Source organism: Streptomyces sp. NPDC058663 (assembly GCF_042716745.1).
Classification (GTDB): domain Bacteria; phylum Actinomycetota; class Actinomycetes; order Streptomycetales; family Streptomycetaceae; genus Streptomyces.
The window spans coordinates 116,143-133,286 of record NZ_JBHXRV010000016.1; the positions used below are offsets into that span (position 1 = coordinate 116,143).

Annotated in this window: 16 protein-coding genes; 4 read left to right on the forward strand and 12 right to left on the reverse strand. The window is 72.7% G+C overall.

The features are described from left to right. Positions 1 to 45: 45 nt before the first annotated feature. Positions 46 to 1,125, reverse strand: a complete 1,080-nt coding sequence (dapE, locus tag ACFWVV_RS14580; RefSeq protein ID WP_384346270.1) for a succinyl-diaminopimelate desuccinylase — start codon at positions 1,123 to 1,125, stop codon at positions 46 to 48. 361 nt (positions 1,126 to 1,486) lie between these two features. On the opposite strand from dapE, the gene ACFWVV_RS14585 reads away from it, so the two are divergent. Beyond that, the gene (locus ACFWVV_RS14585; RefSeq protein WP_384346272.1) at positions 1,487 to 2,479 is read left to right on the forward strand and encodes a hypothetical protein; all 993 of its coding nucleotides are present in this window, start codon (positions 1,487 to 1,489) and stop codon (positions 2,477 to 2,479) included. A gap of 505 nt (positions 2,480 to 2,984) precedes the next feature. Continuing rightward, the gene (locus ACFWVV_RS14590; protein ID WP_384346273.1) at positions 2,985 to 3,452 is read left to right on the forward strand and encodes an ATP-binding protein; all 468 of its coding nucleotides are present in this window, start codon (positions 2,985 to 2,987) and stop codon (positions 3,450 to 3,452) included. Between the two features lie 85 nt (positions 3,453 to 3,537). On the opposite strand, the gene dapC is transcribed toward ACFWVV_RS14590, so the two are convergent. Beyond that, a complete protein-coding gene (dapC, locus tag ACFWVV_RS14595) occupies positions 3,538 to 4,638 on the reverse strand; it encodes a succinyldiaminopimelate transaminase (RefSeq protein WP_384346276.1) in 1,101 nt (366 codons plus the stop codon). Between the two features lie 125 nt (positions 4,639 to 4,763). Continuing rightward, positions 4,764 to 5,084: a ferredoxin gene (gene fdxA, locus ACFWVV_RS14600; protein ID WP_018089397.1), complete on the reverse strand. Its 321-nt coding sequence runs from the start codon at positions 5,082 to 5,084 to the stop codon at positions 4,764 to 4,766. A gap of 143 nt (positions 5,085 to 5,227) precedes the next feature. Here fdxA and ACFWVV_RS14605 point away from each other — a divergent pair, with 143 nt between their 5' ends. Both ACFWVV_RS14605 and ACFWVV_RS14610 read left to right on the forward strand, forming a co-directional pair. Beyond that, a complete protein-coding gene (locus tag ACFWVV_RS14605) occupies positions 5,228 to 6,241 on the forward strand; it encodes a GNAT family N-acetyltransferase (RefSeq protein WP_384346279.1) in 1,014 nt (337 codons plus the stop codon). Positions 6,242 to 6,259: 18 nt separating this feature from the next. After that, positions 6,260 to 7,129, forward strand: a complete 870-nt coding sequence (locus ACFWVV_RS14610; RefSeq protein WP_384346282.1) for a tetratricopeptide repeat protein — start codon at positions 6,260 to 6,262, stop codon at positions 7,127 to 7,129. A 139-nt stretch (positions 7,130 to 7,268) separates the two neighbouring features. Here ACFWVV_RS14610 and ACFWVV_RS14615 read toward each other — a convergent pair whose 3' ends face one another. The 9 genes from ACFWVV_RS14615 to ACFWVV_RS14655 form a co-directional block, all read right to left on the reverse strand. Then, positions 7,269 to 9,650 (reverse strand): hypothetical protein, encoded by a 2,382-nt coding sequence (locus ACFWVV_RS14615; RefSeq protein WP_384346285.1) that lies wholly within the window; start codon positions 9,648 to 9,650, stop codon positions 7,269 to 7,271. Between the two features lie 206 nt (positions 9,651 to 9,856). After that, positions 9,857 to 10,237 (reverse strand): DUF6113 family protein, encoded by a 381-nt coding sequence (locus ACFWVV_RS14620; protein WP_384346286.1) that lies wholly within the window; start codon positions 10,235 to 10,237, stop codon positions 9,857 to 9,859. Further along, positions 10,234 to 11,136, reverse strand: coding sequence for an N-acetyl-1-D-myo-inositol-2-amino-2-deoxy-alpha-D-glucopyranoside deacetylase (mshB, locus tag ACFWVV_RS14625; RefSeq protein ID WP_384346289.1), 903 nt, complete (start codon positions 11,134 to 11,136; stop codon positions 10,234 to 10,236). The genes ACFWVV_RS14620 and mshB overlap by 4 nt, the downstream gene beginning before the upstream one ends. A gap of 88 nt (positions 11,137 to 11,224) precedes the next feature. Continuing rightward, complete coding sequence (locus tag ACFWVV_RS14630) at positions 11,225 to 11,419, reverse strand: hypothetical protein (RefSeq protein WP_384346292.1); 195 nt, start codon at positions 11,417 to 11,419, stop codon at positions 11,225 to 11,227. 357 nt (positions 11,420 to 11,776) lie between these two features. Beyond that, on the reverse strand, positions 11,777 to 12,724 hold the full coding sequence (locus ACFWVV_RS14635) for a hypothetical protein (RefSeq protein ID WP_384346295.1): 948 nt from the start codon (positions 12,722 to 12,724) through the stop codon (positions 11,777 to 11,779). Positions 12,725 to 13,056: 332 nt separating this feature from the next. Next, the gene (locus ACFWVV_RS14640; protein WP_384346297.1) at positions 13,057 to 14,214 is read right to left on the reverse strand and encodes an ABC transporter ATP-binding protein; all 1,158 of its coding nucleotides are present in this window, start codon (positions 14,212 to 14,214) and stop codon (positions 13,057 to 13,059) included. Next, complete coding sequence (locus ACFWVV_RS14645) at positions 14,207 to 15,181, reverse strand: ABC transporter ATP-binding protein (RefSeq protein WP_384346300.1); 975 nt, start codon at positions 15,179 to 15,181, stop codon at positions 14,207 to 14,209. The genes ACFWVV_RS14640 and ACFWVV_RS14645 overlap by 8 nt, the downstream gene beginning before the upstream one ends. A gap of 11 nt (positions 15,182 to 15,192) precedes the next feature. Next, entirely contained in the window at positions 15,193 to 16,197 is a 1,005-nt protein-coding gene (locus ACFWVV_RS14650) for an ABC transporter permease (RefSeq protein WP_384346303.1), read from the reverse strand. Next, complete coding sequence (locus ACFWVV_RS14655) at positions 16,190 to 17,113, reverse strand: ABC transporter permease (protein WP_384346306.1); 924 nt, start codon at positions 17,111 to 17,113, stop codon at positions 16,190 to 16,192. The genes ACFWVV_RS14650 and ACFWVV_RS14655 overlap by 8 nt, the downstream gene beginning before the upstream one ends. Positions 17,114 to 17,144 lie beyond the last annotated feature (31 nt).

The following is a 17,144-nucleotide window of genomic DNA, read 5'->3' on the forward strand; positions in this document are numbered from 1 at the left end:
TGTGTCGGGTCAGGTTAGGTCCCCGGATGTGACAACCGGTGAAATTCAGGCCGACAGCCAGGCGTGGAGTCGTTCCTCGGCCCGCAGGATCCTGGCCACCTCGACGCGTTCGTCCCGCTTGTGGGCGAGGAGCGGGTCGCCGGGGCCGTAGTTGACGGCCGGTACGCCGACCGCGCTGAAGCGGGCCACGTCCGTCCAGCCGAACTTGGGCTTGGCCGTGCCGCCGACCGCCTCCATGAAGGCGACCGCCGAGGGGTGGGTGAGGCCGGGCATCGCGGCGGGCGAGTGGTCGTCGACGACGAACTCGGCGATGTCGCAGTCCGCGAAGACCTCGCGGACGTGGGCCAGCGCCTCGTCCCCGGTGAGGTCGGGCGCGTAGCGGTAGTTGACGGTGACGGTGCAGGCGTCGGGGATGACGTTGGTGGCGACGCCGCCCTCGATGTGCACCGCGTTGAGGCCCTCGTGGTACTCCAGACCGTCGATGACCGGGCGGCGCGGGACGTACCCGGCCAGCTTCGCCAGGATCGGTCCCGCCTTGTGCACGGCGTTGGAACCCATCCAGCTGCGCGCGGAGTGGGCGCGCTCGCCGGCCGTGCGCAGCAGGACCCGCAGCGTGCCCTGGCAGCCGCCCTCGACCTCGCCGTACGAGGGTTCGAGGAGGATCGCGAAGTCGCCCGCCAGCCAGTCGGGGTGGGCCTCGGCGACGTGGCCGAGGCCGTTGAGGTGGGCGGCGACCTCTTCGTTGTCGTAGAAGACGAAGGTGAGGTCGCGGTTGGGGGCGGTGACGGTGGCGGCCATCCGCAGCTGAAGTGCGACGCCCGACTTCATGTCACTGGTGCCGCAGCCCCACAGCACACCGTTCTCGTCGAGCCGCGAGGGTACGTTGTCGGCGATCGGGACGGTGTCGATGTGCCCGGCGAGGATGACGCGTTCGGCGAGGCCGAGGTGCGTACGGGCGACGATGTTGTTCCCGTGGCGGTCGACGGTGAGGTGCGGAAGTGCGCGCAGGGCCGCTTCGACGGCGTCGGCGAGAGGCTTCTCGGTGCCGCTCACGGAAGGGAAGTCGACGAGCTGCGCGGTCACCTCGGCGGCGTCACGGCTGAGGTCAAGAGTGATGTCGGGCATACGCCCGACCCTAATCGCCCGCCGGACCCGGGGTCCCTGGAGTACCTGCCGGGCGCGGGAATCCCGCATCGCGGCGAACAGTGCGCAGCCCCCGCAGCGCCGACCGGCACGGGCGCCCCTCGCTTCGCGCCCCGCACCGGCACCCCTCGTTGCCCGCCCCTCGCTTCCCGCCCCGCACCGGCGCCCCTCGTTTCCCGCCCCGCCCCGGCGCCCCACGCGTCCCGACCGGCACGGGCGTCCCTCACCGCCCGCCCCGCACCCACGGCCCCACACCTCCCATCCGGCGCGGGCGCCACCTCTGTTCATCCCCGGTCCCGTTCCGGTCGGCGGACTGGTGTGCGGGCTCCAGTACCTTGGCTGTGTGCCTCAGCTCCCCCCTCACTCCCCGCTCCGTGGCCGCCCCCTCCGTCTCGCGGCGGGCATCGTCGTCCTGCTGGCGCTGGCCGGGTACGTGGCCGCGCAGTATCTGGGCGGCGATCCCGACGACACCCGTTGCGTGGTGCGGGGCGGCGACGGTACGCAGGGCAGTGGCGCCCGTTATGAACTGACCGCCGAGCAGGCCGTCAACGCCGCGGTCATCTCGGCCGTCGGTACTCGGCGGGGCATGCCGGAGCGTGCCGTGACCATCGCCCTGGCCACCGCCCTCCAGGAGTCCGCGCTGCGCAACATCCGGCACGGCGACCGCGATTCGCTCGGCCTCTTCCAGCAGCGGCCCTCGCAGGGCTGGGGCACCGAGGATCAGATCCTGGACCCTGCGTACTCCGCGTCCCGCTTCTACCAGCACCTCACGGAGGTACCCGGCTACTCCCGGCTGCCGTTGACGGTGGCCGCGCAGCGGGTGCAGAAGAGCGGATTCCCGCAGGCGTACGCGAAGCACGAGCCGGACGCGGCCCTGCTGGCCTCGGCGTTGACCGGCCGTACGCCCGCGTCTCTTTCGTGTGACGCCGCCAACGGCGGCACCGAGGACAGCCCCGGCGACCCGGCGCAGGTACGCAAGGAACTCGCCAAGGTGTTCGGGGCGGACGCCGCCCCGCGCCCCCCGGCCGCGGGCTCCCCCACCAGCGGCAAGGCAGGCGGCACGGCGGACGCGAAGGTCGTCGTCGTGCCGGTGAACGGCACGCGCGACCGGCCTGCGGTCGGCGGGCCCGGCGGCGCCGGCGGCCCGGGTGAGCAGCGGGGCTGGGAGCTGGCGCACTGGGCGATGGCCCACTCCGCCGAGCTCCGCATCACCCGCATCACGTACGCGGGCCGGGAGTGGGACGCCGGGCGGGCGAAGCAGGGCTGGCGGCGACTGCCCGGCACGGCGGACCGGACGACCGCCGCCGCCGAGGTCCGGATCAGCACCGCCGGATAGCCCTGGGCCCGGCCCCCAACCGGGCCCGGCCCCGGCCCGGACACCAAGCGACCGGGCCCCCGCACAGGCCCCCGTCCCCCACCAGGCCCGGGGCCCACCCGCACACCGCACCCCGCCCGCACCCCGCCCGCACCCCACACCGGACAACTGGACGATAACGGGCAGATCACTCAGGGGTCACCGCACGATCACCAACCGGTCACCCGTCCACCCCTTCACTCGAAGGGGGCAGGCCGGGCGCTCGCGGCGGGACAGTGTCCCGTCCTGCGGGCCGGTACCCCCTCAGCCGGTCAATTCCCTTGTGAATCAAGGGAAGCGGCACCGCGGGGACGTCCGCCGAGGCGACTCGTTTGCCCGTTTATATCCATGGTGGACCATGCCCCGGATTGCACACTCTTTACCTTCGCGGACCGCAACCTCCCCCGCCCTCCGAGCGGTTGTCATGACGTCCGATCGCCGGACAGACAGCGTCTCAACACCATGTCTTCTCCCGCTAAGGAGCACCATGTCCCTCCCCCTGGCTCGTCGGATCGCCCGCGCCGCCCTGCTCGGCGCCGCCGGCGCAGTGTCCGTGGTCGGTGCCGCCGGCTCGGCCAGCGCGGTCGACCTCCCGGCCGCTCCGAACCTCGGTGGCCTGACCGCCCTGGACGGCGCCGGACTCGGTGAGGCCGTCGACGGTGCGTCGCAGAAGGCGTCGAACGTGGCGGGCGACACCGGCAGCGCGGCCGTGAAGAAGGCCGTCCCGGCCGCAGGAAAGACCGTCGGCAAGGCCGGCAAGACCGCCACCCCGGCCGCCCAGAAGGCCGCCGGTGACGTCGCGGGCAGCACCGGTGAGGTGCTCGGCGAGACCGCCAAGACCGCGACCGACGGCGGCCTGCCCACCAGCGGCCTGCCCACCGGCGGTCTGCCCGGCGGTGGCCTGCCGACCGGTGGCCTGCCCACCAGCAGCCTCGGCGGCCTCCCGGTCGGCTAGTCCCCGACGGTACGCGCGGCAGTACGCACGGAAGGGCCCCGGGAGAGCGAACTCCCGGGGCCCCTTCGTGTACGGATGCCGGACGTCAGGCGGTCAGCCGGGCCACCGCCGCCGCGACCCGCTCGTCGGTGGCCGTGAAGGCGACCCGTACGAACTGCGCACCGGCCTCCCCGTAGAAGTCGCCCGGCGCGACCAGGATGCCGAGAGCGGCCAGGTGCGCGACGGTCTGCCAGCAGTTCTCGCCGCGGCTGACCCACAGGTAGAGGCTCGCCTCGCTGTGCTCGACGCGGAAGCCGTGCGCCTCCAGCGCGGTGCGCAGCGCGGTGCGGCGGGCCGCGTACCGGGCGCGCTGCTCGGCCACGTGCGTGTCGTCGCCGAGGGCCGCGACGGTGGCCGCCTGCACCGGGGCGGCCGTCATCATGCCGCCGTGCTTGCGGAGCTGGAGCAGGTCGCCGAGCACGGCCTCGTCACCGGCGATGAACGCGGCGCGGTAGCCGGCCAGGTTGGAACGCTTGGAGAGCGAGTGGACGGCGACGATCCCCTCGAACGAACCGCCGCAGACGTCCTCGTGCAGGACCGAGACCGGGTCGGCCTCCCAGCCCAGCTCCAGGTAGCACTCGTCGGCGACGAGCAGCACCTCGTGCGCGCGCGCCCAGGCCACGATCCGGGTCAGCTCGTCCTTGCCGATGACCCTGCCGGTCGGGTTGGACGGCGAGTTGAGCCACAGGAGCCGCAGCCTGGCGGGGTCCAGGTCGGCGATCGGGTCGTCGTAGACCACCGACTCCGCGCGGGCCAGCCGGGCGCCGACGTCGTACGTCGGGTAGGCGAGCCGGGGGAACGCCACCTGGTCGCCCTCGCCGAGTCCGAGCTGGGTCGGCAGCCAGGCCACCAGCTCCTTGGAGCCGACCACCGGCAGGACGTGGGTGTGCCGCACGCCCTTCGCGCCGAGCCGCCGCTCCACCCACTCCACGAGCGCGTCGCGCAGGGCGACCGTGCCCCACACCGTCGGGTAGCCGGGCGAGTCCGCGGCCGCGACGAGGGCCCGCCGGATCAGCTCGGGGACGGGGTCGACGGGGGTGCCGACGGAGAGGTCGACGATGCCGCCGGGGTGGGCCGCGGCCGTCTTCTTGTACGGCTCCAGCTTGTCCCAGGGGAAGGTGGGGAGGCGATCGGTGACTGCGGACACGATGCGTTTCGCTTTCTCGTACGAACGTGTACGGATCGGGCGGCGTGGGGAAACGCCTCGGTCCCGTACGGCGGCGGTGGCCGTACGGGACCGGGGCGGCACCAAGTGCCTGGCGCAGGTACCGCTTACTGGTTCTGCGGCGGCAGCGCGGCGATGAAGGGGTGGTCGCGCTCGATCAGGCCGAGCTTGGAGGCACCACCGGGCGAGCCGAGCTCGTCGAAGAACTCGACGTTCGCCTTGTAGTAGTCCTTCCACTCCTCCGGAGTGTCGTCCTCGTAGAAGATGGCCTCGACCGGGCAGACCGGCTCACAGGCACCACAGTCGACGCATTCGTCCGGGTGGATGTACAAGGACCGGGAGCCCTCGTAGATGCAGTCGACCGGGCACTCCTCGATGCACGCCTTGTCCTTGACGTCGACACAAGGCTGCGCGATGACGTAGGTCACGCTGTCGTTCCTCCTCGATAGGGCGCGGCGGGCCGAGCTCTCCGGCTCCGTCCACGGGCGCGCGGGAGCGCGGCGTCGTGCGATGCCCGCACCTAGTATCTCCGTTCCCGGACACGATCCGAACAGGAGGGGTGGGCAGAGCTGTGGAATTCACCGCCGGCGGACAACTTGAGGTGCGGGTGACACCCGACGACGTGGGCAAACGGGTATCAGTCCGGCGCCTGACCGGGGATTCCGCGGCGGGTGCCCGGTTCACCGATGTGGTCGGTGTTCTCACATCGTGGGACGGCGGTGTGCTGTCGATCACACGAAGGAGTGGCGAGTCGGTACGGGTCGACGAGGCGTCACTGGTGGCGGGGAAAGTGGTGCCCGCGGCGCCCGCGCGGCGGCGCGGCCCGGCGGCGGACTTCACCGAGCTGGCCGGTGTGATGGCGCGGGCCTGGCAGCCGGTCGAGAGCGAGCGGCTCGGGGAGTGGACGCTGCGGGCCGCGCACGGATTCACCCGCCGGGCGAACTCGGTGCTGCCGCTCGGGGACCCGGGGCGGCCGCTGGACGAGGCGCTGGCGTACGTACGGAACTGGTACGCGGAGCGGGGCCTTCCGGCGTATGCCCAGGTGGCCACCGGGGCGGCAGGGACCCAGGAGGTGCTGGGGGCGGAACTGGGCTCGCGGGGCTGGGTGCTCGAGGTGTCCGCGGAGGTGCGGACCGGGGCGCTGGCTCCGGTGGCGGACGTGGATGCGGGGGCGCTGGACTCCGGGGCGGTGCGCGTCGCGCTGTCGCGTGTCGCGGACGAGGCGTGGATGTCCCGGTACCAGCGCCGCACGGTACCGGGGGCGCACGTCGGGCAGGTGCTGGAGAGCGGGCCCTCGGTGTGGTTCGCGACGGTTCCGGGCGTGGACGGAGCGGCTCCGCTCGCCATCGGGCGGTGTGTGGTGGACGGCCGGTGGGCGGGGTTCGCCGCCGTCGAGGTCGATCCTGCACACCGGCGGCAGGGACTGGCGAGGTCGGTGATGGCCGCGCTGGCACGACGGGCGCTCGACGAGGGCGCGTCGGCGGCGTGGCTCCAGGTGGAGTCGGACAACGAAGGGGCGGGTGCGCTGTACGACGGGATGGGGTTCACGTCCCACCACCGCTACCACCACTACCGTTCCGCGTAGGACGGGTACGAGGCGGACATGGGTGACGACGTGGTGAGGCCCCCGGAGGGCGAGGGACTGCCGGACTGGCGGCGGCAGTTCGCCGACGAGGCACGGGCCGGGCAGCCCGATCTCGCCTCGCTGTGCCTGCTGATCGGCGCGGTGGCCGACCCCGGGCTGGGGCAGGCGGGGGTCGACGAGGCCCAGATCGAACTCGACCGGCTGGCCGGGCTGTTGCCGTTCCGTCCGGCCGGGCCCCGTTCGTGGGCGGCCGCGCTGGCTGAACTCCTCGGTGCGCGCTGCGGGTTCGAGGGCACCCCGGGCGACTACCGCCGACTGGAGTCCTCGTTGTTGCCGGAGGTGCTGCGGCGGCGCAGGGGGCTGCCGATCCTGCTGTCGGTGGTGTGGATGGAGGTCGCCAGACGGGCCGGGGCGCCGGTGTACGGGGTGGCGCTGCCGGGGCATTTCGTCGTGGGCTTCGGTACGCCGGGCGGGGGTCCGGGCGAACAGGTGCTGGCCGATCCCTTCGACGGCGGGCGCCTGCTGTCGGACACGGACGCCGAGCTGCTGGTGGCGGGTGCGACCGGCGAGCCGCTGGACCCGGCGATGCTGCGGGCGGCCGACCCGCTGGAGATCGTGCTGCGGGTGCTCAACAACATCCGGGCCTGGGCGGCGGCCAGGCCGGAACGGTCCGCCGTCCAGCTGTGGGCGGTGGAACTGTCCCTGCTGCTGCCCTCGCACCCGGCCCGGCTGCGCTACGAACGGGCGCAGCTGCTCGTGCAGCGGGGGGACTTCCTGGGCGGGGCCCGCGACCTGGAGGCGTACGCACAGGTGGTCGAGGCGGTGGAACCGGCCACGGCGGAGTCCCTCCGGGGCCACGCCAGGGCGGCACGGGCGCGGCTGAACTGAGGGCGGTGCGGGGGCGGCTCGGGGGCGGCGCGGGGAGCGCGGCGCGGGGGCGTGGAGCAAACGAGCCCCCGTTCCGGCGGGGAACGGGGGCTCGGGGCAGCGGGTGGCGGGTGGCGGGCGTGGCCCCCCGTAGCAGGGACTAGGAGGGGTCGAGGTCGATCGTCTGTGTGCGCTCCGCCTGCGTCTTGCCGACCAGGGCGATCCGCATCGCGTTGCGGATGTCCTCCATGGCGACGGGCCGCTTCTTGCCGTCGGCCCTGGCGATCAGGACGTTGTCGAAGGTGCTGCCGCACAGCTCCTTCATCGCCGCCAGGTCGTAGACCTCCACCAGCTTCCCGTTGATGGGCTTCATCGAGAGGATCTTCGGCAGCGACTTCGCGGGCCCGAAGTCGATCTTCTGGCCGCCCGCCTTGATCGTGATCAGCCCGGACATCGCGGGCTTGGCGAACTCGTTCATGGCCCGGTCGAGTTCGGCCTGCGTCACCGTCGGTTCCTTGGCGACGACCGGCAGTTCGACGGGAACGGCCTTGCCGCTCTGCACCTGGGCCCGGTAGGCGTCGCGCACCTTCTGCATCGACGCCTTGACGTCGAGGGCCTTGCCCGGCTTGCCGGGTACGGCGACGGCCTTGCCCGGGGTGAAGCTGATGGTCCCCTCGGACGCGGTGCCCGAGGTGCCGGCCAGGGAGGTCAGCGCGACGCTGAGCTTCTCCTCGTCGACGGGGATCACCGGTTCGGCGACGCGCTCGCCGCCGAAGAGCGAACCGACCACGGAGACCGGGTTGTAGTCGCTGCCCGCCGCGCCGCGCACGGTCTCCTGGCTGTCCAGGGTGAGGCCCGCGTTGCCCGGTGCGAGTTCCGTCTTCCGGCCGTCGACGCTCAGCTGGAGCGGGAGTCCGGCCCGCTTGCCGAGAGCCGCGTCCAGTTTGACGACGGCCTCGTCCCTGGTGCCGCCGCCGATGTCGACGCCCAGGACCGTGGTGCCCTTCGGTACGTCGCTGTGGTTGGCCAGCAGGCCCGCGCCGTAGACGCCGCCCGCGGCGACGACCAGGACGGCCACCAGCATGACCAGCTTGGAGCGGCCCTTCTTTGCGGGCGGTGCGGGCTTGGGCGCGGGCGGCGGCGCCGCCTGCTCACCGCGTACGGGGCCGCCGGGAGCGCCGGGGCCGAAGTCGGGGGCACCCGGCGGCTCGGGCAGCCGGGGCGTGAGGTTCGGTCCGCTCGGGAACGCGGCACGCGGCCCCTCCGGCTGGACCACGGGGATGCCGCTGGTCAGGGTGTCGCCGGAGACATGGCCGGGCGGGGTCATCGGGCCGGGGCCCGGGGCGGCGGTGCCGGGACCCCTGCCGGGGCCCGGGGGCGTACCGGGACCCGGTCCCCTGCCGGGCGCGCCGGGCAGGTCGTCGCGCGGGTCGCTCTGCGGGGTGAGGACTGCGGTGTCGTCGCCCATGCCGCCGGCGCCGTTCCGCGCACCCATCGGGCTGTCCGTACCGTACGGAGAGGGCGCGCCGGGCCCGCCGGGGGACATGGGTCCGCCGGGGGACATGGGTCCGCCGGGGGACATGGGTCCGCCGGGGGGCGTGGGAGCGCCTGCGGCGGGGGACTTCGCTTCCGGCCACGGACTCGAAGCGGAACCGGGAACAGAACCTGAAGCGGAACCAGGAGCCGAGGCCGGACGGGCCGTCCGGGAGTCCAGCGAGCCGATCCCGGTGACCGGGCCCGTGGTCGGCCCGGAGGGCCCGGCAGGGCCCACAGGGCCACCGGGGCCGCCATAGCCGCCCGGAGCGCCGGGACCGGCGCCCGCGCCCGTGGTGCCCGCACCCGTGCCGTCCGTGAAGTACGGCAGATCGTCCCGCTGCCCCCCGCCGGGCGCCCCCGCGTCCGGCGTGCCGGACGGCGTGCCCGACGAAGGCTGCGGCGCCACGGGGGACTTGCGGGGCGCGAACCAGTCACTGGCCGGCTTGTCGTCGGCCGCACCGGAACCGGAACCGGAACCGGAGGCCCCGCCAGCGGCTCCGTCGGCACCCTGGTCCCGCACCGTCGCCCCCTGCACCCGGGTGGGCAGCGGCGGCTGGCCGGACGCGCCCGGCGCGGCGTCGGCCGGCGCCGGGGACGCGGAGGAGAAGGACGGGCCGCCGCCCTGCCCGGAGGGGCGGGCGGACAGCGGTTCCGACGGCGGCCAGACCGTCTCGCCGGTGGTCTCGGCGTGCGACGTGCCGTCACCCGACGTGCCGTCAGCCTCGCCGCCGGTGTCCGTCATCGGCTTGCGCATGACGACCGGCGGGATGGGGCGCGACCCGGGAATGTTGATCCGGATACGGGTCGTCAGCGTCGTCTCGGTCCTGGGCTCGTCCGACGCAGGCACTTCGGCGGGCTCGTCGTGCGCGCCCGCACCGAGGCCGTCCCGGCCTTCGGGATGGGGCGAGGGGTACGGGCCGGACCCGTACGGCGTGGACCCGGAGGGGTACGCGGATCCACCGCGCCCCTGCGTGCCGGAGGACGAACTGTCAGTTTCACGACTCAAGGCAGGATCTCCCGGTTGGCTCCACCGCCCGTTCTCTTAACCATGTGCTGCGGGCGGCTCGGCGGCGCGCACCACCATACTGGCCGCCGTCGGCCCGCACGCCCGCGGCCGTGGACGGGGCACTGCCCGCACGACCGCGGCAGCGCGGTCGAGGGACCGTATGCGCAGCGGGGTTCCCGGCGGAAATCTCAGAAGGAAGTGGTACGTCACTTGCCAAGTCGGGCGGCCGGCGCACCCGGTTGCGGCAACTGCGGCATGGTGGCGCAGATCACAGCCAGAGCGATGCCGCCGAGCAGGAAGACGCTCGCCGCGGTGCCGCCGCCGACGAGGAGGTCGCCCTCGGTCCGGCCCGTGGTGCCCAGGAGCACGGCCGCGGTCCAGCCGATGCCGGGCGCCAGCGCCCCGGTACGGGTGCCCAGCGCGTAGGTGCCCCCGTAGAAGAGGCATCCGGCGGCGAGCAGCCCCAGGAGCAGCCCGAGCGGCAGGAGGGCGCCGGCGACCAGGGCCCCCGCGAGGCCGGTGACGGCTCCCACGACGAACAGCACGACGTAGAGGGGGACGCGCTTCCAGTTGATGTCCAGGATCATGCCCGTGCCCCCGTGACCGGTGCGAACAGGTCCGTTTCCGGGCTTCCGGCGTCCTCCTCCTCCGTACGGGGCGGGTGCACCCGCTCGTAGTACTCGGTGGTGAAGACCGGCTGGGCGAGCTCGTTGGAGAGCAGGAACCACGGTTCGTGGACGCTGATCTGGGTGGCGTGCGCGCGCATCGCGGCGGTCTTCGCCGAGGCGTACGCCGAACCGTCGATCTCGGTGGTGATGTGCCCCTCGTCGACCACGCCGGGGACGTCGTCGACCGGAGCGATGCCGGGGAAGCCCGGGTCCTGCTCGTGCAGCAGAGTGAACGCGGCCTCGGCGACCGGGCGCGGCACCCGGTTCCAGTACACCTTTTCCACCGCGTGCGGAACGCCGAAATCCGGCCGGTAGGTGGGCTCCGCGGCGAGCTCGGCGGCCCGCATCGCGACGCGGTGCGCCTGGATGTGGTCCGGGTGCCCGTACCCGCCGTCCGGGTCGTAGGTGACCAGGACCTGGGGACGCACCTCGCGGATCACCTCGACGAGGTAGGGGGCCGCCGAATCGACCTCGGCGTGCCAGAACGCGCCCTCGCGGTGGTTCTGCGGGGCGCCCATCATCCCGGAGTCGCGGAAGTGCCCGGCGCCGCCGAGGAACCGGTGGTCGCTGACACCCAGCTCCTTCATCGCGGCGGCCAGTTCGAGGGCCCGGTGCGGGCCGAGGGTGTCGTCCCGGTCGGCGGCGAGGTGGGCGAGGGAAGGCGGAATGATCTCGCCCTCCTCGCCCAGGGTGCAGGTCACCAGGGTGACCTGGGCCCCCTCGGCCGCGTACTTGGCCATGGTGGCGCCGTTGTTGATCGACTCGTCGTCGGGGTGTGCGTGCACCAGGAGCAGGCGACGGGTGGGGAGCTCGGTCATGGTGACAGCGTACGAGGTGGGGGCCCCGGTGCCGCTCCTCGCGGTGCCGCCGCGGGGCCGGGGCCGTCCGGGGCCTCGTCAGGGGTGGTCAGAAGTGGAAGCCGCCCAGCACTCCGGCGACATTCGTGGTGACGTCCTTGATCGTGGGAGCGATGGACGAGCTGGCGAGATAGAACCCGAGCAGCATGCAGACCACCGCGTGTCCGGCTTTGAGTCCGGACTTCCGGACCAGCAGGAAGACGATGATCGCCAGCAGCACCACCGCCGAAATCGAGAGTGCCACGGCGGTTCACCTCCACTTGAGTACGGTCGGGACGACGGTTCGGAGCAACGGCAGCACGACAGGTGCCAGCGGGTCTATACCCACCTAGCGCTACGGATCATAACTATCCGCATCCCCGCATTGATCGGTGCACGGCAGCACAAGGGGCGCACGGGGGGCGGCCAGTTGGCGATCGTGGCCGGAAATCGCCGTTCCGGGAGAGCGAGTTGGCGGGGCCGTGCGCGAACGCGCCCCCGTCGAGCCGGTGCGGCGGCCCTCCGGCGGGCGGTCGGGCCTGGCGGGGCCGTGGGCGGTCCGGCGGGCCGAGGACGGCGGGGTCCACCAGCCCGGTGGGGCGGCCCTACCGGTTGGCGGGTCCTACCAGCCCGGGGGGCGCGAGGACGGCGGGGGCGGGCCGAAACCGCCGCCAGGGCCGCCGACGGGTCCCTGTCCGTAGCCGTCGTAGACGTTGGAGGCCAGCCTCGGCTCCCCGCCCACCGGCACCCCGCGCCGGGCCAGCACCAGCAGGACCACTCCCCCGGTCAGCAGCCCCAGCACCCACCAGGCGACGGTCAGCTGTTCGACGAGGGCGAGGCCGCCGAGGTGGGCGAACAGGTCGGTGCGGACCGCGGCCGAGACCCCGGCCGCGCCGCCGGTGCCCACCAGCGCCGCCGCCACCAGCCCCAGCGGCCGTGAGTGCACCGCGCCGACGAGGGCGCCGACCGCGCCGGTCAGTGCCGCCGCCGCAACGACCAGGGCGGCCCACCCCGCGGGCATGCCGAGCAGCTGGAGGGCGCCGCCGCTGCCGGTGAAGCGCTCGGAGTAGTGGGCGAACGCGCCCGGGGTGCGGGTGAACGCGTACACCTCCCACGCCGCGGTGATCACCCCGGCGGCGCCGAGCAGCAGGAAGGCGGTGAGGCCCGCGCCCCGGCCGGGGCGGGTGGGCCCGCTGCCGTAGGCGCGGACGGGACGGCGGCCCGCCGCCACCACGATCAGCAGCGCCGCGGCGAGTCCCAGCGCCACGAAGGTCGAGACCATGGCCCACATGCGCAGTCCGTGCGGATACACCTCCGCGAATCCGTCGATCCACAGGGTGGGGGCGCGCACGGCGAGAGTGACGAGCCCGGTCACCGCCAGGGCGGCGGCGGCCACCCGCGAGCGCGGCGCCGAAAGGGCGACGACGACGTAGACGCACAGCAGGACGAGGTCGTGGAGCGTGGTCGCCGTCAGGAAGCGGTCGGGGCCGCTGCCCGCCCAGGCCCACCAGAGCCGGCCGGGGTCGTCGACGAGGCGGAGGTCACGGTTGATCCACAGGGCCGTGAGCACGGCGAGGAGGAGACACACTCCGCTCCCCGTGAACCGTGCGCCGCGCGCGAGTGACTGAGGATGCCCCGTCGGTCCCATGGGTGAATGGTCCACCCTGGTAAGGGAGTTGAACAAGAGGCAGACCTGTGCACGGTCGCTTGAGCAAACCTCGCGGTCGCGTAGGCAAAACCGCGCGGGCGCGTGAGCAAAACCGCGCGGGCTCGCCGCCCGGGGGTGCGCGGGCCGCCCCGGTACGCCCGCGTGTGCCGTGCCGCCTGGTACGGCGCCTGCCCGCGGTCAGGGGCGCGTCGTGCCGCCCGGCACCGTGCCGCCCGGCACCGCCCTGCCCGGGGTCAGGGGTGCGCCGTGCCGCTCGGTACGACCGGCCTCTCCTCCGCGAAGTGGCACGCCGAGTCGTGGGCGGCCGGGCTGTCCACTCCCTGGAAGACGGCCGGCACCGCCAGCAGCGGCACCTCCAGCGCGCACCGTTCCCGCGCCTTCCAGCAGCGGGTCCTGAACCGGCAGCCGGACGGCGGATTGGCGGGCGAGGGCACGTCACCGGACAGGATGATCCGGTCCCGGTGCTCGCGCGCCTCGGGGTCGGGCACCGGCACGGCGGACAGCAGCGCCTGGGTGTAGGGGTGGGTGGGGTGCTCGTAGATCTCCTCGTCGGTGCCGATCTCGACGAGCCGGCCCAGGTACATCACGCCGACCCGGTCGGAGATGTGCCGGACGATGGAGAGGTCGTGCGCGATGAAGACGTAAGCGAGCCCGAACTCCTGCTGGAGGCCGTCGAGCAGGTTGATGACCTGCGCCTGTACGGACACGTCGAGGGCGGAGACCGGTTCGTCGGCGACGATGATCTCCGGGTTGAGCGCCAGGCCGCGGGCGATGCCGATGCGCTGGCGCTGACCGCCGGAGAACTGGTGCGGGTAGCGGTTGATGTACTCGGGGTTGAGCCCGACCACGTCGAGGAGGTCCTGCACCTTCCTGCGCCGGCTGCCCTTCGGGGCGACCTCGGGGTGGATCTCGTAGGGCTCGCCGATGATGTCGCCGACCGTCATCCGGGGGTTGAGCGAGGTGTACGGGTCCTGGAACACCATCTGGATGTTGCGGCGGACCGCCTTCAGGGCCCTGCCGGACAGCTTGGTGATGTCCTCGCCCTTGTAGCGGATGGCGCCCGCGGTGGGCTGTTCCAGCTGGACGAGCATCTTGGCGACGGTCGACTTGCCGCAGCCGGACTCGCCGACGATGCCCAGTGTCTCGCCCGCGCGGAGGTCGAAGGAGACCCCGTCGACGGCCTTGACCGCGCCGACGTGCTTCTTGCGGAGGATGCCCTGGGTGAGGGGGTAGTGCTTGACGAGGTCCCGCACCTCCAGGAGGGCCTCACCGCCGGGGGCAGGTGCGGCGGCGGGGCCGGAGGCCGGGCCGGGACCGCGGGCGGCCCACTCCCCCGCCTCGGTCGCGCCGCCCCCCACGTCGTCCCGGTACCTCTCGGGCGTCTCAGCCATCGAGCGTCTCCTTCCAGAAGTGGCAGGCGCTCTGACGGCCCGGGGCCACGTCGTACAGCGGTGGCACGTCGGTGCGGCAGACGTCCCTTGCCCTGGGGCAGCGCGGGTTGAAGGCGCAGCCCGGCGGGATGCGGAGCAGGTTGGGCGGCAGGCCCTTGATCGCGTACAGTTCCTGGCCCTTCTGGTCCAGGCGCGGGATCGATTCGAGGAGGCCCTTGGTGTACGGGTGGGCGGGGTTCTTGTAGATCTCGTGCACCGGGGAGGTCTCGACGATCCGGCCCGCGTACATCACGGCGATCTTGTCGGCGACGTCCGCGACCACGCCCAGGTCGTGGGTGATGAGGATGAGTCCCATGTGGAGCTCGCGCTGGAGTTCGGCGAGCAGGTCCATGACCTGGGCCTGGACGGTGACGTCGAGGGCGGTCGTCGGCTCGTCGGCGATGATCAGCCGGGGTTCGAGCGCGAGCGCCATCGCGATCATGATGCGCTGGCGCATGCCGCCGGAGAACTGGTGCGGGTACTGGCCGACCCGTTCCTTGGCGGCGGGGATGCGCACCCGGTCCATCAGTTCGACGGCCTTGGCGCGGGAGTCCTTCTTCGACATGCCGCGGTGCACCACGAACATCTCGCCGAGCTGTTCGCCGACGGAGAGCACCGGGTTCAGTGAGGACAGCGCGTCCTGGAAGATCATGGCCATTCCGGCGCCGCGGATCTTCCTGCGCCGGTCCTCCTTGAGCTTCAGTACGTCCTGGCCCTCGAAGAAGATCTCCCCCTTGGGGATGCGGCCCGGCGGCATGTCGAGGATGCCCATGACGGCCTGCGCGGTGACCGATTTGCCGGATCCGGACTCGCCGAGCACGGCGAGCGTCTCGCCCTCGTCGACGCTGTAGTTGACCCCGTTGACGGCCTTGGCGACCCCGTCGCGGGTCTTGAACTCCACGTGGAGGTCGCGCACTTCGAGCAGCATGGCAGCACCCTCTATCGCAGCTTGGGGTCGAGGGCGTCGCGCACCGCGTCGCCGAGCATGATGAACGCGAGGACCGTGACCGCCAGCGCGCCGGCCGGCCAGAGCAGCATGTGGGGCGCGTTGCGGACGTAACCGGACGCGGAGGAGATGTCGATGCCCCAGGAGACGGTCGGGGCCTTCAGGCCGACGCCGAGGTAGGAGAGCGTGGCCTCCAGCGCGATGTACGTACCGAGGGCGATGGTGGCGACGACGATGACCGGGGCGATCGCGTTGGGGGCGATGTGCCGCAGCAGCATCCGGGAGTTGCCGGCGCCGAGCGCCCTGGCCGCCTGGACGTAGTCGTTCTGCTTGGCGGTGATGACCGAGCCGCGTGCGATACGGGCGATCTGCGGCCAGCCGAGCAGCACGATGAAGGTGATCACCGGCCAGACGGTGGTGCCGGGGACCACGGACAGGAAGACCAGGCCGCCCAGGACGACGGGGATGGCGAAGAAGACGTCCGTGATCCGGGAGAGCAGCGAGTCGAACCAGCCGCCGAAGAACCCGGCGAGGCCGCCGAGGACGCTGCCGAGGAGGGCGACGCCGAGGGTGGCGCAGACGCCGACGGTGACCGAGGCCCTGGCCCCGTAGACGGTACGGGTGTACACGTCGCAGCCCTGCCCGTTGAAGCCGAAGGGGTGCCCCGGCTGGGAGCCCTCCTGCGCCTTGCCGAGGTCGCAGGCCAGCGGGTCGCCGGAGGCGATGACCGAGGGCCACAGCGAGATGAACACCAGGAAGGCGATGATCAGCCCGGAGACCAGGAACACGGGGTTGCGGCGCAGGTCGTGCCAGGCGTCGGACCACAGGCTGCGCGCCTTGTCGCCGCCGCCTTGGCCGGGGCCCGGCGGCTTCTCCAGGCTGGCGCCCTCGGCGACCGCGAGGTCCATCGCGCCGCCGGAGCCGCCGAGTGCGGAGATCGCGCCCTCGTCGTGCGGGTTCTGACCCTGCGGATTCTGGGGGGTCTTGGGCTCAGGCATACCGGATCCTCGGGTCGAGAACGGCGTACAAGAGGTCGACGATCAGGTTCGCCACCAGGAAGACCAGGACGAGTACGGTCACGAAGCCGACGACCGTCTGGGAGCTCTGCCGGACGATGCCCTGGTAGAGCTGGTAGCCGACGCCGTGGATGTTGAAGATCCGCTCGGTGACGATCGCGCCGCCCATCAGGGCGCCGATGTCGGTGCCGATGAAGGTGACCACGGGGATGAGGGAGTTGCGCAGCAGGTGCCGGACGATGATCCGGCGGCGCGGCAGGCCCTTGGCGACGGCGGTGCGCACGTAGTCGGCGCGGGCGTTCTCCGCGACGGAGGTGCGGGTGAGGCGGGTGACGTACGCCAGCGAGACGGACGCCAGCACCAGGCCGGGGACCAGCAGTTCGTCGACCGTCGCGGCCGGGGAGACGGCCGGTTTGATCCACCCCCACTTCACGCCGAGCAGCAGCTGGAGCAGCAGGCCGGTGACGAAGGTGGGGATGGAGATGACGACGAGGGTGAGCAGGAGGACGCCGGTGTCGATGGGCCGGCCCCTGCGCAGTCCGGTGAGGACGCCGAGGGTGATGCCGATGACGATCTCGAAGACGATGGCCACCAGGGTGAGGCGGGCGGTGACCGGGAAGGCGGTCCCCATCAGCTCGGTGACCTCCTGGCCGTTGAAGGCCTTGCCGAAGTCACCGGTGAACAGGTTGCCCATGTACGTCAGGTATTGCTGCCAGACCGGCTTGTCGAGGCCGAAGTCCGACTTGAGCTGTGCGGCGGTCGCCGCGTCGCACTGGCGGTCGCCGCACAGCCCCGCGATGGGGTCGCCCATCACGTTGACCATCAGGAAGATCAGCAGCGTGGCGCCGAAGAAGACCGGGATCATCTGGAGCAGACGCCGGATCACATAACGTCCCATGAGGGCTCCTGTGGTCGTGGTGACAGGACGG